Origin of the sequence: Bacillus sp. AFS055030, assembly GCF_002574545.1 — a bacterium.
Taxonomy (GTDB): domain Bacteria; phylum Bacillota; class Bacilli; order Bacillales; family Bacillaceae_G; genus Gottfriedia.
The window spans coordinates 15,641-39,025 of sequence record NZ_NUGT01000091.1 but is presented as its reverse complement, the minus strand read 5'-3'; the positions used below and the strand labels follow the sequence as shown (position 1 = coordinate 39,025).

Annotated in this window: 25 protein-coding genes, 2 pseudogenes and 2 riboswitches; of the genes and pseudogenes, 18 read left to right on the top strand and 9 right to left on the bottom strand. The window is 33.3% G+C overall.

Annotated features, from left to right (window positions below; translation table 11 throughout):
- Positions 1-16 precede the first annotated feature (16 nt).
- The 5 genes from CN925_RS20970 to CN925_RS20950 all read left to right on the top strand — a co-directional run bounded on the left by CN925_RS20970 (position 17) and on the right by CN925_RS20950 (position 4,912).
- Entirely contained in the window at positions 17-466 is a 450-nt protein-coding gene (locus CN925_RS20970) for a VOC family protein (protein WP_098848730.1), read from the top strand.
- A 46-nt stretch (positions 467-512) separates the two neighbouring features.
- Positions 513-1,391, top strand: coding sequence for an aminoglycoside phosphotransferase family protein (locus CN925_RS20965; RefSeq protein WP_098848729.1), 879 nt, complete (start codon positions 513-515; stop codon positions 1,389-1,391).
- 307 nt (positions 1,392-1,698) lie between these two features.
- Positions 1,699-2,676 carry a VanW family protein gene (locus tag CN925_RS20960; protein WP_098848728.1) on the top strand — a complete coding sequence of 326 codons (978 nt, stop codon included), beginning with the start codon at positions 1,699-1,701 and terminating at the stop codon, positions 2,674-2,676.
- A 396-nt stretch (positions 2,677-3,072) separates the two neighbouring features.
- Positions 3,073-4,341: an MFS transporter gene (locus tag CN925_RS20955; protein WP_098848727.1), complete on the top strand. Its 1,269-nt coding sequence runs from the start codon at positions 3,073-3,075 to the stop codon at positions 4,339-4,341.
- Positions 4,295-4,912, top strand: coding sequence for a TetR/AcrR family transcriptional regulator (locus CN925_RS20950; RefSeq protein ID WP_098848726.1), 618 nt, complete (start codon positions 4,295-4,297; stop codon positions 4,910-4,912). The genes CN925_RS20955 and CN925_RS20950 overlap by 47 nt, the downstream gene beginning before the upstream one ends.
- Positions 4,913-4,934: 22 nt before the next feature.
- Here the strand turns inward: CN925_RS20950 and CN925_RS21680 are convergent, their stop codons facing one another.
- Complete coding sequence (locus CN925_RS21680) at positions 4,935-5,708, bottom strand: peptidoglycan recognition protein family protein (protein WP_098848725.1); 774 nt, start codon at positions 5,706-5,708, stop codon at positions 4,935-4,937.
- Between the two features lie 255 nt (positions 5,709-5,963).
- Between CN925_RS21680 and CN925_RS20940 the strand changes: the two genes are divergently transcribed.
- Both CN925_RS20940 and CN925_RS20935 read left to right on the top strand, forming a co-directional pair.
- A complete protein-coding gene (locus CN925_RS20940; RefSeq protein ID WP_098848724.1) occupies positions 5,964-6,182 on the top strand; it encodes a hypothetical protein in 219 nt (72 codons plus the stop codon).
- 67 nt (positions 6,183-6,249) lie between these two features.
- Positions 6,250-6,759 carry a hypothetical protein gene (locus CN925_RS20935; protein WP_098848723.1) on the top strand — a complete coding sequence of 170 codons (510 nt, stop codon included), beginning with the start codon at positions 6,250-6,252 and terminating at the stop codon, positions 6,757-6,759.
- A gap of 91 nt (positions 6,760-6,850) precedes the next feature.
- On the opposite strand, the gene CN925_RS21450 is transcribed toward CN925_RS20935, so the two are convergent.
- Together CN925_RS21450 and yjeM are read right to left on the bottom strand one after the other, a co-directional pair.
- Entirely contained in the window at positions 6,851-6,991 is a 141-nt protein-coding gene (locus CN925_RS21450; protein ID WP_180233036.1) for a hypothetical protein, read from the bottom strand.
- 81 nt (positions 6,992-7,072) lie between these two features.
- Positions 7,073-8,572, bottom strand: coding sequence for a glutamate/gamma-aminobutyrate family transporter YjeM (gene yjeM / locus CN925_RS20930; RefSeq protein ID WP_286138581.1), 1,500 nt, complete (start codon positions 8,570-8,572; stop codon positions 7,073-7,075).
- A gap of 185 nt (positions 8,573-8,757) precedes the next feature.
- Between yjeM and CN925_RS20925 the strand changes: the two genes are divergently transcribed.
- On the top strand, positions 8,758-9,456 hold the full coding sequence (locus CN925_RS20925; RefSeq protein ID WP_098848722.1) for a DUF421 domain-containing protein: 699 nt from the start codon (positions 8,758-8,760) through the stop codon (positions 9,454-9,456).
- A 46-nt stretch (positions 9,457-9,502) separates the two neighbouring features.
- Here CN925_RS20925 and CN925_RS20920 read toward each other — a convergent pair whose 3' ends face one another.
- The 5 genes from CN925_RS20920 to CN925_RS20900 all read right to left on the bottom strand — a co-directional run bounded on the left by CN925_RS20920 (position 9,503) and on the right by CN925_RS20900 (position 13,946).
- Positions 9,503-10,015, bottom strand: a complete 513-nt coding sequence (locus CN925_RS20920) for a cupin domain-containing protein (RefSeq protein WP_098848721.1) — start codon at positions 10,013-10,015, stop codon at positions 9,503-9,505.
- Positions 10,016-10,031: 16 nt separating this feature from the next.
- A complete protein-coding gene (locus CN925_RS20915) occupies positions 10,032-10,658 on the bottom strand; it encodes a methylthioribulose 1-phosphate dehydratase (protein WP_098848720.1) in 627 nt (208 codons plus the stop codon).
- Entirely contained in the window at positions 10,655-11,308 is a 654-nt protein-coding gene (locus CN925_RS20910; protein ID WP_098848719.1) for a 2-hydroxy-3-keto-5-methylthiopentenyl-1-phosphate phosphatase, read from the bottom strand. The genes CN925_RS20915 and CN925_RS20910 overlap by 4 nt, the downstream gene beginning before the upstream one ends.
- Positions 11,309-11,314: 6 nt before the next feature.
- Complete coding sequence (locus tag CN925_RS20905; protein ID WP_098848718.1) at positions 11,315-12,535, bottom strand: 2,3-diketo-5-methylthiopentyl-1-phosphate enolase; 1,221 nt, start codon at positions 12,533-12,535, stop codon at positions 11,315-11,317.
- Between the two features lie 64 nt (positions 12,536-12,599).
- Positions 12,600-12,703, bottom strand: a riboswitch (SAM riboswitch).
- A 58-nt stretch (positions 12,704-12,761) separates the two neighbouring features.
- A complete protein-coding gene (locus CN925_RS20900; protein ID WP_483295222.1) occupies positions 12,762-13,946 on the bottom strand; it encodes a pyridoxal phosphate-dependent aminotransferase in 1,185 nt (394 codons plus the stop codon).
- A 145-nt stretch (positions 13,947-14,091) separates the two neighbouring features.
- Here CN925_RS20900 and CN925_RS20895 point away from each other — a divergent pair, with 145 nt between their 5' ends.
- The 9 genes and pseudogenes from CN925_RS20895 to CN925_RS21820 form a co-directional block, all read left to right on the top strand.
- Positions 14,092-14,886, top strand: coding sequence for a carbon-nitrogen family hydrolase (locus CN925_RS20895; protein WP_142339264.1), 795 nt, complete (start codon positions 14,092-14,094; stop codon positions 14,884-14,886).
- Between the two features lie 51 nt (positions 14,887-14,937).
- A riboswitch (SAM riboswitch) is annotated at positions 14,938-15,097 on the top strand.
- A gap of 80 nt (positions 15,098-15,177) precedes the next feature.
- Positions 15,178-16,344 carry an S-methyl-5-thioribose kinase gene (mtnK, locus tag CN925_RS20890; RefSeq protein ID WP_483295221.1) on the top strand — a complete coding sequence of 389 codons (1,167 nt, stop codon included), beginning with the start codon at positions 15,178-15,180 and terminating at the stop codon, positions 16,342-16,344.
- 6 nt (positions 16,345-16,350) lie between these two features.
- Positions 16,351-17,400 carry an S-methyl-5-thioribose-1-phosphate isomerase gene (gene mtnA, locus CN925_RS20885; protein WP_098848716.1) on the top strand — a complete coding sequence of 350 codons (1,050 nt, stop codon included), beginning with the start codon at positions 16,351-16,353 and terminating at the stop codon, positions 17,398-17,400.
- A gap of 433 nt (positions 17,401-17,833) precedes the next feature.
- Positions 17,834-17,947 (top strand): hypothetical protein, encoded by a 114-nt coding sequence (locus CN925_RS21745; RefSeq protein ID WP_353616078.1) that lies wholly within the window; start codon positions 17,834-17,836, stop codon positions 17,945-17,947.
- Positions 17,948-18,067: 120 nt separating this feature from the next.
- The gene (locus CN925_RS20880) at positions 18,068-18,439 is read left to right on the top strand and encodes a cysteine-rich CWC family protein (protein ID WP_098848715.1); all 372 of its coding nucleotides are present in this window, start codon (positions 18,068-18,070) and stop codon (positions 18,437-18,439) included.
- Between the two features lie 219 nt (positions 18,440-18,658).
- On the top strand, positions 18,659-19,060 hold the full coding sequence (locus CN925_RS20875; RefSeq protein ID WP_056470089.1) for a MerR family transcriptional regulator: 402 nt from the start codon (positions 18,659-18,661) through the stop codon (positions 19,058-19,060).
- A gap of 57 nt (positions 19,061-19,117) precedes the next feature.
- The gene (locus CN925_RS20870; protein ID WP_180233035.1) at positions 19,118-20,419 is read left to right on the top strand and encodes a glutamine synthetase family protein; all 1,302 of its coding nucleotides are present in this window, start codon (positions 19,118-19,120) and stop codon (positions 20,417-20,419) included.
- Positions 20,420-20,533: 114 nt separating this feature from the next.
- Complete coding sequence (gene glnA / locus CN925_RS20865; RefSeq protein WP_098848714.1) at positions 20,534-21,868, top strand: type I glutamate--ammonia ligase; 1,335 nt, start codon at positions 20,534-20,536, stop codon at positions 21,866-21,868.
- A gap of 203 nt (positions 21,869-22,071) precedes the next feature.
- A pseudogene (locus CN925_RS21820) lies at positions 22,072-22,140 on the top strand (SpoVR family protein); the annotation flags it as partial.
- 4 nt (positions 22,141-22,144) lie between these two features.
- Here CN925_RS21820 and CN925_RS21675 read toward each other — a convergent pair.
- Positions 22,145-22,261 (bottom strand): annotated as a pseudogene (locus CN925_RS21675) (metallophosphoesterase); the annotation flags it as partial.
- Between the two features lie 577 nt (positions 22,262-22,838).
- Between CN925_RS21675 and CN925_RS20860 the strand changes: the two are divergent.
- Positions 22,839-23,234 carry a hypothetical protein gene (locus CN925_RS20860; RefSeq protein ID WP_098848713.1) on the top strand — a complete coding sequence of 132 codons (396 nt, stop codon included), beginning with the start codon at positions 22,839-22,841 and terminating at the stop codon, positions 23,232-23,234.
- Positions 23,235-23,385: the final 151 nt, after the last annotated feature.

Below are 23,385 nucleotides of genomic sequence, written 5' to 3'. Positions count from 1 at the left end.
ATAAGGAGAGGGCAATATGACGTTAAAAATAACACCATGTATTGTTATGTCTGGGAATGCTAAGGAAGCAGTTCATTTTTATGAAAAAGAACTAGAAGCAGAGGTTCTAACTATACAAACATACGGTGAAATGCCAATACCTTGTCCAGAAGCACTAAAAAATAGTGTTGCAAATGCAATTTTAAAAATCGGTGAAAGTGAGCTTATGTTATTCGATGCCCCTATTCAATCAAAACCAGTGATAGATAAAGATTCTCAGGCAAATACATCTATTTCTGAAAATAAAAAAGTAGAAGTCACGATTAACCTTTCAATCGATAGTGTGGAAAAAACAAAGCGCATTTTTAAATCATTACAACAAGGTGGACATGTCATTGCCCCGTTAGAATCAGTACCATTTAGTCCCGCATTCGGAACAGTTACAGATCAGTTCGGCGTTACATTCATATTAATAACTATAAAGTAAAATACATATAATTTTATAGTTTGATTGCAAAAAGGGGGGAGATTAAATGGATAAAATAAATGTTGAATTAGTGAAACAATTAATTAAAGAACAATTTCCAATTTGGTCTCACTTAGAAATAAAACCTGTTGAAGTAAGTGGCAATGATAACAGAACATTCCATTTAGGTGATCAAATGAGCGTTAGATTACCTAGTGCAGAATGTTATGTTCCTCAAGTTGAAAAAGAACATAAATGGTTACCCTTTTTAGCGAACAAACTAAGTTTACCAATTTCAAAACCGTTAGCAAAAGGACGTCCGAGTAAAAACTATCCTTGGCCATGGACAATTAACGAATGGATTGAAGGCGAGGCGTCTAGCAAAGAAAACATAAGTGACCTAAGTCAATTTGCAAAAGATGTAGGGCAATTTTTAAAAGAGTTCCAGTCAATTGATGCAAAACATGGGCCGATTGCAGGAAAGCATAATTTTTTTAGAGGTGGAAACTTAGCTGTATACGACAAAGAAACTAGAAATTCAATAGAACAAACGAAAGAGATTTTTAACAAAGATTTACTAACAGAAATATGGGAAACAGCTTTAAGTTCCAAATGGGAAGGAGAACAAGTATGGGTACATGGTGACATTGCCCCAGGGAACTTACTTGTAAAAAATGGCAAGCTATGTGCGGTCATTGATTTTGGAATACTTGGAGTAGGTGATCCATCATGTGATGCAGCAATGGCATGGACATTTTTTGATTCGATTAGTAGAAACGTTTTTAAAAACGTTTTAAACGTTGATGAAAATACTTGGAATAGAACAAGAGGGTGGGCTCTTTGGAAGGCCTTAATTACATTTAATGAGAATAAAGAAAATACTACTCCGATAAAAGAAGCATCGTTTAATACAATAAATGCAATCATGAACGAATTCAAATCTTAATTGAATATAAAATTTACGAGTTGCTTAAATAGCCACTCTTTTTTTATTTTGATACTTCAGTGAAGTGTTAATACATGCTAAAAAGCTATCAATCAAGAATAAATAGAACTAAAACAACAAAAAATAATAGAAATAAAAATGACTTCAGAATTAATCAATAAGATGTAAAAATCCGCGAGAAGACTTAATGTGCTTCTCTATTTTTATGGAAAAAGGTAGTGGGAAGATATATACGTAAATGAACGATAAAGAAAAAACATGAAAGGATTGAATCTTGTTCATACTAATGTTGGGGTGAAATTCGACTATGATACAAAAAATACTAGCTAGTTTATTATTACTGACACAATCAGTTGAGCTTCCTAACAGCTTAACTGTTATTCAACATGGCCATCCAATTGCAGTAGTGAATCGCGAAGATTTTACAATGTCACTTCCAGGGACACCGATGATAAACGATAAAAAGTTTAATCAATTTATTGAAAAGCTTGATCAACAAATTTACCGTAATCCAATAAATGCTACTATTAATGAACAAGGTAGGATTGTACCAGGCCAAGTAGGATACAGGCTATATAAAAAAGAGTTTACGGATAAATTTACTACATATTTTTATGGAAAAGGACCATCTAAAATTGAAGTGCCAGAGTTGGATATTTATCCTAAAGTTGATAGTGAATTATTAGCTCATATTAGAATCCAACAAATTGGTCAATATGTAACCTACTTTAATTCGAATAATAAAAGTCGAGTTCATAATATTTCACTTGCAGCAAAAGCAATTGATAATTATGTAGTTTTCCCAAATGAAATTTTTTCTTTTAATAAAGTAGTAGGAGAGAGAAGTGGAGCAAAGGGATATAAACGAGCACCAATCATTGTCAGAGGAGAATTGTCTGAAGGAGTAGGAGGAGGAATATGTCAAGTGTCCTCTACTCTATTTAATGCAGTCGATCGCGCAGGCCTAAAAATTATTGAAAGATATTCCCATAGTAGACGAGTCCCATATGTACCAGCAGGACGTGATGCAACTGTTAGCTGGTACGGACCTGACTTCCGTTTTCAAAATAAATATAATCAACCAATTTTAATTCGAGCAAAACAATATGGAGGAAGTATGATTGTCACGCTTCATTCTTCCGATGTAATCAATTATGAAGTAAGAAATGTCCCTATAGCGCCAACCCGTTTACCTGAAGAAATAAATACAGTAGATGACAAACGTCATTCTAATCCTTCTAGAAAAGGGAAAATCATACCACCGAATAAGTCAGTAGGGGATTAATACATGCAATGATAACTCCACAAGGCAAATTAATGACCTTGTGGGGTTTTTGTGTTGAGATTATGCATAAGAGATGGGAGTAAAGTGCAATAAAACAACTGTATAGTTCCTGATGAAGGTGTTATGGGGAAGTAAAATCCCCCAAAACGGTTGTATAGTTCCTCATGAGGTTGATACCTCAGTAAAAGAATATACAATCCCCTTGCCATTTCAATGAAAAAAATTGATCCAAAGTAATACAATCAAAAAATTTTAATACTTTTAATGCCAATTTTGAATAAAGTTAAACGAGGAATATAGCTAATTTTCAGAAAAAACAATTGAAAAATGACACTAGTGTCGTTATAATTAAATAAAAACGACATCAATGTCGTTTTTTAAAGGGAGCTAAGTGGGATGAGGGGTCTAAGGAGAAATAAAGGTTTCTTAACATTAATGTTTGCTCAAGCGATTTCAAATATTGGTGATTGGTTAAGTATTGTTGCGATTATTACGCTTGTAGGATTAAAATGGAATGCTTCTCCAATGGAAGTTTCATTTATTATTTTATGTCTCGCAGTACCGATGGCTTTATTAGGACCTGTTGCGGGAACGATAGCAGATCGTTTTAGTCGAAAGCAATTAATGGTTTTATCGGATATTGTTCGTGCTGGTTTATTTGTTTTACTTGCATTAGCAAATACTTTATGGATGGTCTATATTTGTTTGTTTACAATTGGATTGTTTTCTGCTGTTTTTAATCCCGCGAAAAATGGTATGTTAAAAGAGCTAGTTCCGAATGATGAAATCAAAAGCGCGATGTCGATTACAACGATGATTGATTCGGCAACAAAAATTTTCGGACCGATTTTGAGTGGGATCCTTGTTTCGGCAGCTGGTACAACGCCTGTATTTTATATTAATTCAGTATCATTTATTTTCTCTGCGATCTTAATTTTCATGCTTCCAAAAGTAATAGAGCAAATTAAAGAGGAAAAAATGAAAGATAAAGCTAAATCTTCCTATAAAACTGAATTTATGGAAGGTGTTACATTTATTAAATCTAATACTCAAATTTTAGTCGGTATGTTATTTTTAGGTTTTAGTCTTTTAATCTTGCAGTTATCAGATTCGCAAATTATCGTTTTAATTAGGGAACTTAAAGGTGCGTCACCAGGTTTATTTGGCTATTTAGTAACTGGATCTGGTGTTGGAATGTTTCTTTCGAGTTTAATTTTAGCGAAAAAGACAAATTATCGTGCTTATCATTTAATGTTAATTGGGGTTTGTGGAATCGGACTTGGTTTTGGTATGATGGCTTTATTCACGCATTTTAATCTTAATTTTTCAATTGTTTGGGCACCATTATTAGGGTTGTTTGCAGGATTTGCAGCTGGTATAGTATTTGTTCCCTTTCAGGCCTCCGTTCAAGTCGATACCCCAGTTGAGTTAACTGGCAGAGTATTTGGCGTTATAGGCAGTGTTACGACAACAGCTACAATTATCGGACCTTTATTGGGGGGATGGCTATCGACAGTATTTGGTGTCATTCCAACATTTATATTAACTAGTTCACTATTAGTATTTGTTTCACTAATAGGATTCTTAACGAAAAATAGAGTAGAGCGGGGGAAGAAAGATGTCTCCGAAAGTCAGCAAGGAGCACCAACAGCAACGTCGAACTAAAATTTTAGAAGCAGCAAAACAAGTGTTTATCGAAAATGGGTATGAAAGAACGACGATGAAACATGTGATGGACGCAGCAAATGTAAGTAGAGGTGGCTTATATCAATACTTTGCTAATAAAGAAGAAGTGTTTGAATCACTATTATCTGAGTCATTATTAAGAGTGTCTGAAGAAACTAGTGAATTATTGAAGCAAAATGTTGATTCATATTGGGAATTACTTTTATTAAGAATGTTCGGTGAAAAAAGAGTGCCAAATGATCGAATGGATCCTTTGGCACCAGTTCATTTAGAGTTTTTCATAACGGGTAGAAATGATAAAAGAAGAAAAGAGTATGGGAAAGAACGATATTTTTTAGGGGTTAAAATCTTTTCTGATATTATAAAAGAAGGACAGATAAACAGAGAATTTAGTAAGAAGTATGATAGTGAAATTTTAGGAAGAATGATTGTTTCATTTATTGATGGACTTGCGCTAGATTATGCAATACTCTCAGCGGAGGAAATAATGATGAAAGAACAATCGATTTTGTTCGTGCAATTTTTAAAATTTGCTCTCGAAGTACGATAAATATTTATGATAACATCTTGGATCATTTATTTAACATGCTCCAAGTTTTTTCTCCAACAATTCCGTCTGGTGTTAAACCGATCCGTTGTTGAAATAGTTTTACAGCATTTGCGGTCTGGGTACCGAAATGACCGTCTGGGGTTATGCCTAAAAGCTGTTGAATGGTAATGACATAAATATTTGAATCTCCTATTTTCATAACATGACCAGGGTATTTTAATGAGTGATTCAATAAATGCCCTACATTTGTTTTGAAATTTTTAAAAATATCACTATACTTTACAAACGGATATGGACATGGTTTTCTAGTCACATCAAAATGACGTACAATATCTTTTTGAGTTAAATTAAACATTGAACATAAATCATTCACAACCATTACTGTTCGATTGATTGTTGTATTTGAAATACGATTATTCTTTTCTACACACATCTCAACAGAAATTGATAATAAATTGGCATTTGGTTTTAATGATTCAACACCTCGAAAGGGTACACCATTCACATAAGTATATTTTTCATTTGCATGGAATGTCACTTCATTTAAAGGGACGATACAAATTGCCTCTTTTGGATCTACAAAAATATGTGCGGATGCATAAGATGGATTTCTCCCTTGACTAATTGCCTCAGCATTTTGTTTGGGCAAAACTTCACTAAAATATTGATAATGTCCGTTTGCAGTAGCACCAGGGTTTGCCGTCCAATGAATAACAATTTTTTTAACTCCATTTAATTTTTGACCTGACCTTGTATATTGATTTATTGGGATAAATTTATTTTTCCAACTTGGCATGAATTAACCTCCTTATAAAAGCCTTTAAGATTTTTAGTAAGATGAAGTTTTAATTCTATTTATAATTACTATGAAAACTAAATTTTTATCATGCTGAAAATGGCAACTATTAAGAATTCAAGTGAAAATAAACGGGTAGTATGATGAGCTTTTCTAATCAGGGTAGGAGTTTTCTGCAAAGCTAATTTAAGTAGACTACATAAAATTGAAAACTAAGAATATGGCTATACTAATGTTGAACAAAGGAGTGATTTGATGAATTTTCGATCAAAGGAACAAATTTTAACGGAGCAACCATCCATTGAAAGAAAAATAGAATTTAGAGGTAATAAATATAAATTAGTTGATACAGTTCATGATGTTTCTCACGGTGGGTTTGATGATCTTACATGCTATACATACCGAAATGAAACAGATAACACAGAAATTATGCTATATGTACAAAAAGGAAAAATCGTAATTGTTGAACCTTAAAAAAAATATGTTTTAAGACTGTCTTGTATATACAGACAGTTTTTATTTTAGAAAAAGGGGCATGTTATTGAAAAAAATTATAATTTTATTCACAATTCTAGTATTAACTGCTTGTTCTCATGGTAACGGAGCGGTTGAATCATTAAAAAAAGAATATCCTAAAACGATTAGACAAGTAGTAAATCAATTACCTAAAGATGTACAAGAAGAACTAGTTGTCCCAAAAAAGATACCGTTTATCGCAAAGGATGTCTCAATGGATGTGCAAAAAAATGAAAATGGAGCGATAAATGCTACTTTGTTTAAATACTCGAATGAAGAAAGAGAAGTCATACTATTTGTCATCACTTATCATAATAAAAAACCTTTATTCCCAAATGAACAACAACAATTAAAAACAACGAAATTGAAAGATGGAACTAAAGTTTTCATTGTTGCTGATGATGATAATACAAAAACAATTCGTTGGAAGAAGGACGGGCTTTATCATTCGATTTCAATTCTTTTTTCAGAGGAAACTGGTAAACAATACACTATACGAGATTTAGTAAGATCTGCAGATTCGATGAGTAAATAGACCGCCAAGAGATTGACGGTCATTTTTTTACGCATTTAGAATTATATAACATAGAAGAAAATTTCATTCGTTACAAAACGACAAGTTTACTTTATGAATTTTTAACTTCATTAAGAGCTTCGGTATTTGATTTACTTGGCGCAAAATAGCCTTCTGAATTAACCGCAGCTGGAATAGGTTGCCCTTTATTTTTGTTTTTCTTTTTTACATGTGGATTTTGATTGTGACCCATGAATATCACCTCCATTTATAGTATGTGCTATCTGTCCAACTTACTTTCGAAAATTGTGATTAACAATTAGTGGGAAGTTTTCTAAGCAATTTTCTTCTCTTTTTTGGTATGTTTTCTTGACCGGTTAAGAATTAGTAAAGCTAATATTGAAAAGAATATTGGACCTGCGATCATCCATATTGTTGAGTTGTAATCACCTACCATTGCCGGTTGGATGATTGTAAAAAAGTTTGCAAATCCAACTACTAAAATAATGAGAATGCTGACGAATAAAGCTGATGGATACGATTTTAAAATTTGAAATGGTTTATCGATTTGCTCATTTCTTTTAAACATTGGATAGGCGATTCCTAAAAATATATAAGGTAATGTCATGGAAACATTCGTCATTAAAGTTATTTTATTAAAAAATGATGATGCTCCTTCACCGCCAAACGATGTGAGGACAATAATGAGTGATACAATTACGAATTGTACCCACATCGCATTAACAGGCATATCTTTTTCATTTGTTTCTGTGAATTTTGTTGGCCATAAGAATTTTGGTGTACCTTTAATGATTGTTTTTATTGGTGAATAAATTAATGTGAAAAATGCCCCGGTATATGCAAGAAACATTGATAAACCAGTAATTCTTGCAAACCATATCCCAATTTGATCGGCAGTATGTGTTGATAAAGTAAGTGCTTTTCCAAGTTCTAATCCTAAATTGTACATTAAAACAAATGTTATGTTCCCTAAATTCGTTGTACTAGCACTTAAATCATTTGACCAGTCAATAAAAATACCTACTAAAAAAATACCTAATGAATAGCCTACAGAGATAATAACTGCTGATATTGTAATCCCTTTTGGGAAATTGCGTTCTGCGTTTTCCGTTTGATCAACTAACCCCCCAATTGCTTCTAAACCGCCATATGCAAAGATTGAAAAAACCACGAATGATAAGATTGCTAGGGTAGATAGATAATTTGGATTAGGGGAGTGAGCAAATGCAGATGAAAAGCTTTTAATCGGTTGAGCAAATTTTCCTCCATTGAATAGAAAAATAATGATACTCGTGATTAGCAATAATATATTTAATGAGAAAACTGTAACCCCACCGATCGTTGTTACTTTACTTATACTTTCAATCCCTTTTGAAGCAAAGTAAGTTACAACTATCATCCAGAGTAGTGCTAATAAGCCAATTGATTGAGTAGAAGAAAGTCCGAATAATGAAAGGGTTTGCGTTTTGTCACTACCGAAAATAAATGTTGATAAGGGAATCCAAACCTTTGAAGAGACACTGACCATATAAATTACATAGGAAGAGAACCACATAAAGGTTCCGATAAATGCGAATCTTGGCCCAACTGAATCTGCCATCCATGTATAAATTCCACCTTCTGAATGCTTATATGCAGCTCCGAACTCAGCCATCATAAAGGCAAAAGGTATAAAAAAAGTAATAGCTGAGAGTAAATACCATGGGATTGCGCTATATCCCATTAAATAAAAAGCTGTAGGTATATTCCCAAAACCATAAACGGTCGTAAATACCATTAATATTAAGCCGATTAGTGTAAGTTTTTTACTCAAGATCTCACCCCAGGATATTAGTCGATTATCATTGATTAGTCATATTTTCTTCAATAATCGGTAATTTATGAGGAAAGTAAACGGTCAGGTTTTATCTAATTTTGAATAGTTTCGTTCTATTTTTCAAACGCTAAGTTGATTAATAAATAGGTGAAATGTTTTTTGAAAGAGAAAGGATGAACGAAATGAGCTTTAATGAAGTAGTACTAAGAGTCATATGCTCATTTTTTGTTTTATTAATTTTAACGAGATTTATGGGGAAGAAGGAGATTAGTCAATTAGATGTTTTTACATTTATTACAGCCATTACAATCGGGAATATAGCCGCATCGATTTCAACATCAAAAACATTAGATATAGAGGATGGAATCATCGGATTAGTTGGCTGGTCAGTTTTGACAATCATCATGGGTTTTTTAAGTTTAAAATCAAAATCTGTACGTCGGTTGATTGTTGGGGAACCAATTATTTTAATTAGACAAGGAAAAATAATGGAAAATGCATTAAAAAGAGCTAGATTAAATACAGAGCAATTTCAAGGAATGCTTCGTAATGAAAATATTTATTCGTTGAAAGATGTAGAGTACGCAATATTTGAAACTGATGGCAGTCTATCTATTATGAAAACAAAAGATGTTAAAACGAAAAAAAATAAAACATGGAAAAAAACGTTATTATTCCCAACTTCTACAGCTGTCGTATCAGACGGAGAAGTAAATGAAGACGCATTATCAAAATTAAACTTGGATAAAAAATGGTTAATGGCTCAACTTGAGAGGGTAGGCATAAAATCAATTTCAGAAGTGTTTTTTGTAGAAGTACAAACCGATGGGTCGTTATATATCGATTATCGAGATGATCATTTTAATGAAGAAGAAAATTAATTGACTCATATCCTAAAGTGGATATGAGTCAATTTTTTTTATCAAATTATTCGTAAATCGGTACCCAACCTTCAGTCGTAACAAATAATCGAACAGCTACTACTTTACGATCCTCTGCTAAAGTGAAGTAGTGGCGTACATTTGGTGGTACTGAAATTAAATCTCCAGGATTCAAATTAACATGGAAAAAGCCTTCATTTCCTTCGATAATAAACGTACCGTGACCACTTACAATGAAGCGTACTTCGTCATCTGTATGATGATGTTCACGATTGAAGTTTTTAAGTAATTCATCAAGATTTGGCGTTGCTTCTGAAAGAGTAATAATATCGCTCGCTAAATAGCCACGTCTTGATGAAATACTGTCGATTTCAGCTTTAAACGTTTCAAGAATTGCTGCTTTTTCTTCATCTGATAAAATAAATTTTTCTTGTAACGAACTATGTAATTGTTCAATATTCCAATTTTCGTAAATTACACCTTGTTCTTCTAAATATGCTTTTACTTCAACATTACTTGTAATATGATAATCTTTTTTTTCTACCCAAATAGTTGCCATTCTTCATTCCTCCAAATTAATTCTTTATAAATAAATTTTTTTGTATACTTTGTAATGCGTATTGAAATAGAAACTCATAAGCTTCTAACTGTTTTTTAGCTTCAAATGCTGATTCGGCCCATACTGTTATACCATGATTATGAATTAGTACAGCACCATGATCATTTTTAATATGAGGTAGAAATTCATTTGCAAGAGTAGGGATATGAGCATGATTTTTTATAATTGGAATGGTAATTTCTGCATCTTCTTCCCATAGTCCTAATGCTTTAATGATTTCGATCCCAGAAAAAGATAACTCATTCTGATCTGGAAAATCCTTTGTTATAAAATTATTTGCTAAAGTGTGTACATGAAGAACACAATTTGCATTCGTGTGTTGATAAATTAGACGATGTAAAATGGCTTCAGCTGATGGTTTTTTTGATTCATCCCAAACAGATTGGTCAAATTCATTAACGAGTAAAAAATCGTCATAAGTATGTTTCGTTTTATCTTTACTACTAGTTGTAACTAAAAAGTTTAAAGGTTCATCATTTACTTTAATTGATAAGTTTCCGCTAGTTCCTAAAAACCAATCTCGTTTTGCAAGTACTTTTTTTACCTCGCGGATTTCATCATAATGTTTGAAAAAGTTCTTCATACTAGCACCTCCTTTTCTAATGAAGCTCGAATATCATAGAAATTTTCAAAAGAAATAAAAGGTAAAGATAATTCTTTGCATTTATCTTTTAAGAAATCTCGAGCAAAAATTAAATTGGCTTCCTTGGCAATTTGTAAGTCAGTAATTGAATCACCAATGACGATGATAAAATCATTTGATTCACTAAACTTTCTTTTAACAGATGGCTTACACATTCCACAATCATTCGTACAGTTTTCATCACAAGAGTGATCCCAATGAATTTTTACCGTTTGACCTGTAAAGTCAGTACGATTACATAAAACATCCGAAAGTGGAAGGTAATCGGCTAATATTGGATGAACGAAAAAGTCTAGTCCACCACTTACAACTTTTAACTCATATTGTTGAGCTCTTACAAATTGAATAAAATCGCTAAAACCATCTCGAATGACAGTTCGATCAATTACAAAATCGGTCATTTCTTGTTTTTTCAATGAAGGAATTGTAGCAAACATTTTCTCTACGCCTTCTCGAATCGATAGATTGCCATTTAATACGTCATTTATTTGTTCACTTACAGAGGGAGGAGCAAATTCTTTAATTAAATTAACGATATTGTCCCCTTCAGTAATTGTTCCATCAAAATCACAAAAAATCTTTATTGCCATTGTTGTTTACCCCCAAAGTTGTAATGCTTTTTGTAATGATGTATTTGGAAGTGCGTAGTCTTCTAGCTCAACTCCAGAAAGTGTTGCTGAAATTGCTTCTCTAAATGCATTCCCTCCACCAATTGGACCGTCCGGATGACCATGAACACCGCCACCAGCATTGATGACTTGCTCAATTCCAAAATCTTGAATTAATTGAGGCACAAGACCTGGGTGAATTCCAGCAGATGGTACTGGAAAAGTTTCTTTTAATCCATTTGATATCGTTAAATTTTCAGCAATTTTTAAAGCTGTCTCTTTTTGTAATGCAACGGATCCATATGGAGAAGGGAAAAGACTAAAATCTGCACCAGCAATTCGTAAAAGTTTCCCTAGTAATAATCCAGCGTCGATTCCATAAATTGGTGATGCTGTATATGCACCTGATACTGCAGGATGAGCCATAATTGGAATATTAATTGATGGATCTTCTGCCAAACCTTGCAGTACATCAATTCCATACGAGAATACATTTAATAAAAATACATCGACCCCAGCTTCAACTGCACGTAATGCTTTTTCTTTTAGTTCATATGTACGGCCAGTTAAATTCACGGCATATAATGTTTTATGTCCTGTTTTCTCATAAACTTGGTTCAATATATTTTTACCGTACGTAACACGATCCGTTATTGATGTATTTGTGTCAAAAAGAATCTCGTCATCTTTAATTAAATCAACACCACCTAAAGCTTGCTTTTTTAATTCGTCTGAAATGTATTGAATATCTCTGCCGATAATTGATTTGAAAATGCTCATTAATAAAGGTCGATCATAGACGTCCAATTTCTCTCGAATGCCTTTAATACCAAATTTTGGACCTGGAAAAAGAGATAGAATATCATCAGTAAAATTTAAATCAATTAGTTTGACTTCTCCATCAAGGGATAGCTTACCGAAAACAGTCGTTAAAATAGCTGGTAGATCAGAGGTGAAATTTAAGCTAGGATAGTAGATTTCAATCATTCCTTTTGTCGGTTTATACCCTAAAAAGTTAACGATATTTTCTTCGCAATCTAATTCACGAACTGAAAGTACTTTGCCTTTATGTTTTTGTAATTGAATTTGATCATTTTGAGGTAAATTCGTCCAAGAACCAACCGTTAAACCTAACGCAATTGCCTCTGCCTTTTTTTCCAAATGATGATTTTTATCATAAACTTGGTAAGTTGCTATTACTCCACTCATTTCAAAACCTCCAAAAAGTTTTAATCAAACAAAAAACCTCTCCACTAAGGAGAGGTTTACCTACACCTTATCTGCCAGCAAATGCTGCGAGAATTAGCACCGTACTAGTTAACTAGCCGGTTGCCGGGTTTCATCGGGCTCGGTCCCTCCACCTACTCTGAATAAAGTTAATATTTAATTTTGAATACTTAATCTAATCGCATTATTTCATGAACAATCATAATTGTCAAACATTAAATTTAGAAAATATTTCAATCTCTTTTAATCTAGCAACTGCTTCTTTCAATCGATCAGTATCTGAAAGGAGACCGACTCTTACATAACCTTCACCATACTCTCCAAATCCATTTCCTGGAGCAACTGCGATATGTGCTTTTTCAAGTAATAGATCAGCAAATTCCTGTGATGTAAAACCTGATGGAATCCTTAACCAGGCAAAAAACGAACCTGCTGGTGCTGTTACTTCCCAGCCGATTTCATGGCAGCCACTAATAAATACATTTCTACGCTCTTCATAAAGAGCTAAAAGTTGTTTTACACTATCTTGCGATTGAGTTAGAGCGGCTACTGCAGCTTCTTGAACAGCAGGGAAGATGCTAACATAAAGATGATCCTGTAATAGATTAATTGCTGAAATGACCTCTTTATTTCCAACTGCAAAACCGATTCTCCAACCCGCCATATTATAAGTTTTAGAAAGGGTATAGATTTCAATCCCGCATTCCTTTGCTCCTGGTGTTTGAAGATAACTTAAAGGTTTTTTGCCGTCAAAACCAAATGCACCATATGCAAAATCATGACAAACTGTAATATTATTATTTTTTGCAAGCTCAACTGTTTCTTTAAAAAATTCTTCTGTTGCTATAGCACCTGTTGGATTATTTGGATAATTGATAAATAATATTTTACTAGCATCCAAAACATCATGAGGAATTAATTGATAATCTGGTAAAAATTGATTTTGCTCAAGTAATGGGAGCATGTATGGTACTGTTTTGGAAAGGGATATACCAGATAAATAGTCTGGGTAGCCTGGGTCAGGTACTAAAATTGTATCTCCTGGGTCACATAAACAAAGTGGTAGCTCAACTAATCCAGCTTTACCACCGAATAATATGGCTACTTCTTCCTCTGGGTCTAAATCAACATCATACTCTCGTTTGTAAAATTCGACAACAGCTTTTTTTAAAGAGCTCAATCCTCTAAACGGAGAATAACGATGAGTTAAAGGGTTTTCAACAGATTTTTGTAGTGCTTTAATAATATGGTCAGGTGTAGGTTGATCTGGATTTCCTTGACCAAGATTAATGACATCATGACCATTACCGATTGACTGATTCACTTTTTGAACTAGTGATGCAAAAAATTGTTTTGGTAAATTGTTTAATAGTTTACTATGATTCAAGTGTATCACTCCAAAAATATAATAAAATTAATTTAATAAATCGTTTCTTAATCGAATGATTTTCATGAACGACTGTTGCAATAACTTTCACCATCATATATGCTCGATGTAAAAATGTCTATAAAATTTAGAATAGGGTGAATAAATTGTGATTAAAATTGCGTGTATTCAATGTGACGTTATTTTAGGAGAATCAAAGGCTAATTTAGAGAAAATAAGAACGCAAATAAACGAGGCACTGAAAGAAAATATTCGTGTAATCGTATTACCTGAGCTATGGACAACGGGCTATTGTCTAAAAGAAATTGACTTGCACACAGGTGAACAAGAAGCAATTATTTCTGAACTTCAGTCCATTGCAAAATCGAATAATGTACTATTGATTGCTGGTTCGTTCCCTATTGCTAGAGAAAATGGTGTTACGAATACGTTAATTGTGATTAACAATACTGGCGAGGTTGTAAAATCGTATGACAAAGTTCATTTATTCCAGTTAATGAACGAGCATCACTATCTTCAATCAGGAAAAACAGATGGTCTGTTTGAAATCGATGGATTAACGGCTGCAGGTTTTGTTTGCTATGATTTGCGTTTTCCAGAATGGATTGGCGCTCATTCGCAAAAAGGTGCAAAAGTTTTATTTTTCGTTGCCGAATGGCCAATTCAAAGAATGAATCATTGGGAAATTTTATTAAAAGCAAGAGCAATCGAAAATCAGTGTTATGTTGTTGCGTGTAATCGGGTAGGGAAAGATTTAGCGAACACATTTGGTGGAGGATCTATGATTATTGACCCTTGGGGTGAAGTAATTTCCAAAGGTAGCGTGAATGAAGAAATTGTTTTTGGTGAAATTGATCCGAAAAAAGTAGACGAAATACGAGGTACAATCCCTATTTTTGAAGACAGAAAAGAAGAAATTTACAAAAAGTTTCAAAAAAGTAATTGACAAATTAAAAATGTATAAACTAAAATACGATTATAAAATCAAATATGCGAACTCTTATTTCGAGTAGGCGGAGGGATTTGGCCCGACGATGCCCAGCAACCGACCGTAATACCATTGTGAAATGGGGCGTATTATTTACGCCTTGAGCTTAAATGCTCAGTAAGGCACGGTGCTAATTCCAACAGAAAAGAAATTTTCTGGTAGATAAGAGACGAAAGCCAATTAGTATTGCCTCTTTTCGTCTCGGAAAAGAGGCTTTTTATTTTGCAAAATTCAAAGGGGATGAATTTAGTGACTGTTATTGAACGAAAAGAATATAGACCTTTAACAGAACAAACTGCGATTACTTATTTACAAAAACTTGGCTATTTTAAAAATGAACGTTGTGAAAGTATAGAAATCGGGGATGGAAATTTAAATTTAGTGTTTAGAGTTAAACCATTAGGAAGCGAGAAAGGGTTAATTATAAAGCAGGCTCTACCATATGCAAAAGTTGTCGGTGAAAGCTGGCCACTTACTTTAAAGCGAGCTACGATCGAAAGTAATGCGACAAAAATATACAATGAGTTAATCCCATTGCATGCACCAAAAATTTTAGCGCATGATGAAGAGCAAGCTGTAACTGTAATGGAAGATCTTTCACACTTGCAAATTTTACGAAAAGGACTTATTGAGAAGAAAAGCTATCCGTTTTTAGCTGAACATATCGGAGAATTTCTAGCAAAATCATTATTTTACACTTCAGATTTCGGAGCTTCACCTGCTAAGAAAAAAGAGTTAGAGTATCTTTTTAATAATCCTGAATTATGTGATATAACAGAAAATCTTGTTTTCACAGATCCATTTTTTAATAGTGAAACAAATAGTTTTGAAGAAGAATTAACAGACGAAATTCAAGTGCTATGGAATGATGCAGATCTACAACTTGAGGTGGCAAAACTAAAATTAGATTTCTTATCGAAAAAAGAAGCGTTATTACATGGTGATTTACATACGGGAAGCATTTTCGCATCTGCAACAGAAACAAAAGTCATTGACCCTGAATTTGCATTTGTCGGACCAATCGGATTTGATTTAGGGCAAATTCAAGCAAATTTACTGTTTCAACTGTTCAGCCGTACTGAATTAAAAGACGAAATTTTCGATCATATTTTAACCATCGAAAAAGTGTTTAATGAAACATTTACTCAACTATGGGAAGAGCATAGTGTTAGACCATTTAACCAAAAAGCTCTAATTAAAGAAAAACTGGAAGGATATTGGATAGATGCAATTGGGGTTATTGGATGTGAATTAATCCGAAGAAGCATCGGTCTAGCTCATGTTGAAGACTTTGATTCCCTTGAACACCATCAAAAAATTTATGCAAAGAAAAAAGTCTTAATATTCGGAGTTCATTGCATAAAAAATAGATTTACTATTAGGAATATTAGGAATTTACTTAACGGATTGGAGTAATTATTGATGACTACATTACAGCAAATACCTGAATCATTACAATGGAACGGTGAAAGTTTAAAAATTTTAGACCAAACAAAATTACCTACTGAAATTCACTACTTTGATGCAACGACATTAATTGATGTACGTGAAGCAATCGTAAAATTACAAGTAAGAGGAGCACCAGCGATTGGTTTGGCAGCTGCATATGGACTTTATTTAGGTGTTCGAGAACTTGAAACTGAACAAATTGATGAATTTCATCAACAAGCACGATTATTAGCGGATGAATTAATTAGTGCTAGACCAACGGCAGTAAATTTAGCATGGGCTGTTGAAAAACTAATTAAAACTAGTAAAGAAGCAGTGACTGTAGCCGAAGCTAAATTAATCATCATGGAAGAAGCGATTAAATTACATATAGCAGACGAGGCAACTTGCAAGAGAATAGGTGAAAATGCTTTAACATTACTACATGACGGGGCAGCAGTATTAACTCATTGCAACGCAGGGAGTATTGCAACAAGTCGATACGGAACAGCCTTAGCCCCACTTCATTTAGCAAAAGAAAAAGGCTGGGAAATATCAGCTTATGCAACAGAAACAAGACCAGTATTTCAAGGAGCAAGACTAACATCTTGGGAATTGAACCAAAGTGGTATCCCTGTTACATTACTAACTGATAATATGGTCGGCTATTTATTACAAAATAAAAAAGTAGATGCCGTTATTGTTGGAGCAGATCGCATTACCGCAAATGGAGACACTGCAAATAAAATTGGTACATTACAATTAGCGATTTTAGCTAACTTTTACCAAATCCCATTTTATGTAGCCGCACCTTTATCAACAATTGACTTATCAATCGAATCAGGGAATGAAATTGTCATCGAACAACGCGATCGTACTGAAGTAACACATATCGGAAATGTACAAATTGCACCGGAAGGCATCGATGTACTAAACCCAGCGTTTGACGTGACACCGAATGAATTAATAACGGCTATTATTACGGAAAAAGGAATTATTTCTAGCGATTATAAGGAAACGTTTAAAAGTTGGGAGCAATCTTAATTTGATTCAACGAAAAAGTCCCTCGCATGATTGAGGAAATTTTAATCGGTTGAAGAATGATTGGATTACACTTCTTCCCTAGGAAATAGTTATATAGTTTCGAACTATTAGATTATGTGAACTAGAATTTTCTATTAATATAAGAAACAATAGGTAAAACTTTGAATAACATAAGATAAAATAGGCCAATCCTTTACAGTATGGATTGGCTTTTTTCAGCACACCTTCTTTTAATCATGAAAAAGATGTTCTAATTAAACGAATTAGTACTTTAGCTGAATTAAGCATACTGGCATTTTGTGGTAATATGAACTAGAGAATCCTTAAAAATTCTACTGAAGATGGAGTGAAATCATTTTTAATTCAAATTCTATTAGCTAATAAATATAATCGAAGAAACTGATCATTACCCGGTACGCACAGGGGAAATCGTATCCAAAAAATGGAGGAAGAATGGCTAGCGTTATCATCTACACAAGGGGTTCTATGGTTATGGGAAAACAAAGAGATAAAGAGTGTAGATGAAGCCTATTTTATAGATTTATAATCTATTAAGCTAAAAAACTACATAAAAGTCTTTATAGTGTGAAGCTAAAAAATTAATTAGTTCGGCACGATCCGCAGAGTTAGTAGGCTATAAAAGAGCACATGATTGAGGTGGGATCTAATGGCAATTAAGCTCTGTCCCATGTGTGGTAATGGGAATAAGTGCTCAAGTGGAAAGACTTGTTGGTGTAATGATGAGTATTTTCCAAGAGAAATCTTTGATCAATTACCAAAAGAAGAGGTAAGAAAATCTTGTATTTGTAAGTCTTGTTTAGATCAGTTCAAAGAAGATAACAGAATAGAAAATATAAAACCTTCTGATATCGGACCAATAGTTTTTGGTCGTAAGAATGGAGCAAAACAGATTGATGAAGTATGTTATTGCTATGAGAAATTTAAAGATCAACTTAAACCAGGGACAGTAACGAAGTGTTTCAAAGAAAAATGTGCTAATTACTTAAGATGTACTGAAGAACTTAATAAAGAAGTTTGACCGAAGAACAAGTACGTGTTTAATCATAATTGAAGAGAATACAAATCGTTATAATCTCCAAACTAATGGAGATTATTTTTTTTAATAAAATAGTAGAATTTTTTCTAATGTTGCATAGTATAAAAAACAAATATTTTCATGTTAGATTTTCTAACATCGTATTGACAGATTATCTAACATGAATTAAAATACAAATAGATGAACGAAAGGAGCATTGCTATGAATGATCAAGTAAGACGCTCAACGCCACTTTTCCCAATCGGAATAGTCATTTCGTTAACTGAATTATCTGCAAGACAAATTCGATATTATGAAGAGCATGATTTAATTCGTCCTGCTCGTACTGAAGGAAATCGTAGATTATTTTCTTTCAATGATGTCGATCGATTGTTAGAGATAAAAACTTTTATAGAACAAGGCTTAAATTTAGCAGGAATTAAAGAAGTACTCAATTTAAAATCGTCAGAAAAATCCAAAGAAACAGTCGTTCAACAAGTCATTGTTGAAAAATCAATATCAGATGAACAGCTTCGAAAAATGCTTCGTCAAGAGTTATATCAAAATGGTAAGTTAGGTAGAACTTCTTTACGACAAGGAGATATGTCTCGATTCTTTCATTAAGTTATTGATTAAGTCCGGATTATTCTAGCTTTTATATTTATATGGGGGGAAATATAAATGAAAAAGGAAACGATTTTAAATAGTGTTGAAGAACATAGTCTTGAATTTGTACAGTTATTTTTTACAGATGTAGAAGGGGTATTCAAACATTTAGAACTACCAATCACACAAATTGAAAAAATACTTAATAATGAAACTATGTTTGATGGCTCTAGTATTAACGGATTCACAAAAATTGAAGCAAGTGATATGATGCTTTACCCAGATTTGAATACTTGGAAAGTCGACACAATCGAAAAAGTTGGACTCTTCATTTGTGATGTTCATTATCCAAATGGCACACCTTTTGAAGGTGATCCTAGAAATGTGCTTAAACGAGCAATTGAAAAAGCGACTGACAAGGGATTTACTTCGTTTAATGTTGGACCTGAACCTGAATTCTTCCTATTTAATAAGGAGGGAAATCAATTAGTTCCAAATGACAATGGTGGATATTTTGATGTAGCCCCCCTAGATAAAACAGTTACAATACGACGTGAAATTACGAAAGCACTTCAAGCTTTAGGGTTAGAAGTTGAAGCTTTACATCACGAAGTTGCAATCGGTCAACATGAGATTGATTGGAAATACGCACCAGGATTACAAACAGCTGATAATATTCAACTATTTAAATATACAGTTAAAACAATTGCTGAAAAAAATGGTTTAGTTGCTACATTCATGCCAAAACCAATTTTTGGAGAAAATGGCTCAGGGATGCATTGTCATATGAGTCTAGGAAATGATAATGGTAATGCCTTTTATGATCAGCATGATTCAATTGGATTATCTGAAACAGCACGACAATTTATTGCAGGTGTTTTAACACATGCCCGTGCAAATGCTTCAGTTACAAATCCAACAGTTAACTCATATAAGCGTTTAGTTCCAGGCTATGAAGCACCAGTTTACGTAGCTTGGTCACAAAGTAATCGTACTTGTACAATCCGAATACCGGCTGCAAGAGGTGCAGGTACAAGAATCGAAGTACGAAATCCAGACCCATCTGCAAATCCTTATTTAGCTTTAGCTGTTTTATTATCTGCAGGCTTGGATGGTATTGAAAGAAAATTAACGCCTCCAGTCGAACGTAGTGAAAACCTGTATTTGATGGATGACGTAACTAGAAAAGCAGAAGGTATTGAAACATTACCTGGAAGCTTACTTGAAGCCGTGACAGAACTTGAAAACAGTGAATTCCTACAACAGGTATTAGGAAAACACGTATTTTATTCATTCCTTCAAAACAAAAAAGAAGAATGGGATGCTTATCGATTACGTGTATCAGAATGGGAAAAAGAAACATATTTAAACTGCTAATCACTAAACTTAAAATAAAAAAATAGAAAAGTGGAAGTAGTTTAGCTCTACTTTTCTATTTTAAAGTGTGTTAGACTAATTTTGTTTGTTGCATACGAAAGGGGAACTTTTATAATGGCTAAGTTTACAAAAGAAGATATTTTCCGTATTTCAAAAGAACAAAACGTAAAGTACATACGTCTACAATTTACGGATTTACTAGGGGTTATCAAAAACGTTGAAATTCCAGTAAGTCAGCTTGAAAAAGCTTTAGACAATAAAATGATGTTTGACGGTTCTTCAATCGAAGGATTCGTTCGTATCGAAGAATCAGATATGTATTTATTCCCTGATTTAGACACTTGGGTAGTATTCCCATGGACTGCTGAAAAAGGAAAAGTAGCACGTTTAATCTGTGATATTTACAATGCAGATGGCACTCCATTTGAAGGAGATCCTCGTAATAACTTAAAACGTATGTTAAAAGAAATGGAAGCTTTAGGCTTCACAGATTTCAACTTAGGGCCTGAGCCAGAATTCTTCTTATTTAAATTAGATGAAAAAGGTGAACCAACTCTTGAGTTAAACGATAAAGGTGGTTACTTCGACTTAGCACCAACTGACTTAGGTGAAAACTGCCGTCGTGATATCGTTCTTGAACTTGAAGAAATGGGCTTTGAAATCGAAGCATCTCACCACGAAGTAGCTCCAGGACAACATGAAATTGATTTCAAATATGCTGGTGCAATCAAAGCTTGTGATGACATTCAAACATTTAAATTAGTTGTAAAAACAATCGCTCGTAAACACGGTTTACACGCTACATTCATGCCAAAACCATTATTTGGTGTAAACGGTTCAGGTATGCACTGTAACTTATCATTATTTACAAATGGTAAAAACGCATTCTACGATGAGACTGGTGAATTAGGTTTAAGTGAAAATGCACGTCACTTCATCGCAGGGATCTTAAAACATGCTCCAAACTTTACAGCTGTTACAAACCCAACTGTAAACTCATACAAACGTTTAGTACCTGGCTATGAAGCTCCATGTTACGTAGCATGGTCAGCAAGAAACCGTAGTCCACTAATTCGTATTCCTGCATCTCGTGGCCTAAGCACACGTGTAGAAGTACGTTCAGTAGACCCAGCTGCAAACCCATACTTAGCATTATCAGTATTATTAGCAGCAGGTTTAGACGGAATCAAAAACAAATTAGAAGCTCCAGCTCCAGTAGACCGTAACATCTACGTTATGTCTAAAGAAGAGCGCGAAGAAGTTGGAATCATCGATTTACCAGCAACTTTAGCAGCTGCACTAGATCTATTAAAAACAGACGAAGTAATCGTTAATGCTCTAGGATCACACTTATTCGAACACTTTGTAGAAGCAAAAGAAATCGAATGGGATATCTTCCGTACTCAAGTTCACCCTTGGGAAAGAGATCAATACATGTCAGTATATTAATCAAATCAACCCTTGACGCTATTGGCGTTGAGGGTTTTTTCTTTTTTGTTTAAGTAGAGAAAAGCAAGGGGAAAAGGACCAAAAAATGATGAGAGTAAATTTTAAAGTGTTTGAAGACATTCATTCTTTAAGGTATTTATATGAAGTTTTTAGTTATTAAAAATTTCATGATATGAGGAGTAATGGTCTGTTTTTGGTGGTAACTTGAAACGAAAATTATGAATGAAGGCTGGGCAAGTTATTGGCATATAATAATTATGCGTGAATTAAATCCATGTCTCCTAAACAATAAATATGTTCAACGTCAAGTTCACTTTCAATATCATGAATAACGGCACGTAATGCTGAACTATTTCCATGAACATCTGTAATGACCGCAATTTTTCTTCCCATAAAAATACATCTCCTACTTCTTCTTGAACATAAAATAACTATTTTTTTAATTCTATATTCCTAAGAAAGTACCTCCTTTCTTAAGAAACTATCCTGTAATTATGTTGAATATGGAAAATTGTATCTTATAAAAAAATATTTGAGAGAAACAAGGCAGACAAGTTTATTTGCATAAAAGAATTATGCAGTACTGAATCTAGAATCGAATAATCAAAGCATAATGTAGGAGTTCAGTAGTCAAAAACAAGCATTAACTCGTATAATTTAGATTTAAAAGTATTTGAAGAAATTGACTATCAATAAAATGATCCAACGAAAGAAATAAAGGATTAGGCGTTATACCTGATAGCTCATTTATACGAAACTACTAAACGGAAGAAACTGTTTCTCCACTATATAGTAAAATGGGAGTACAGTAACTTCACCGTATTTTGTATTTAACGAGCAATTTGTTTATAAACTTGTAGAATATTCAACTATGACAGTCCATTTGTTGAAGAGCGAGATGGATATTATTCAATCCTATACTTAAAAAAAGTAATTGCAAAATTAATAGTTTAGAAGGAGAAAAATAAGGATGAATGAATTAATTGTATTTGGTGAACTTCATAAATATATAAACAGTTTAGGTCCTATGAAATGTACGATGGCTGCAAAGAGCCTATCGTTAGGGTATAAACCTATTTCCTTTAGTGGAGCGTTTAAAAAATTTGCGACTTTATATGGAGATAAAAAATACCATTGTTTAATTCTTCATGTAGATCCAGGTAATCCAGAATCTACAAAAGGAAAGGCTATTCAAAAAGAGGTACAAGAAATTTTAAATTTTGAAATTAAAGAAATGAGAAATTTTGTCCTGAAAAAACATGAAGTTTATGTTCCATTTGAAATAATAGATTCAAAAGAGAAGATGGAGCTTTTAAAAGTTACCATAAAGTGTATATATGAAATTTTATTTAAAAAGAAATTTTAAAAACATGCTTATTGTATAGATTTAACTTGATGTAAAAAAAAGTCATTGTTAGTGTGATTCTTAATATTACTCAAATGTGTAATATTAAGAATCAAAAAATAAAGAGGGTGCCCCTTAAAGTTATAATCTTGGGACAGCCTCTTTTCTTTTT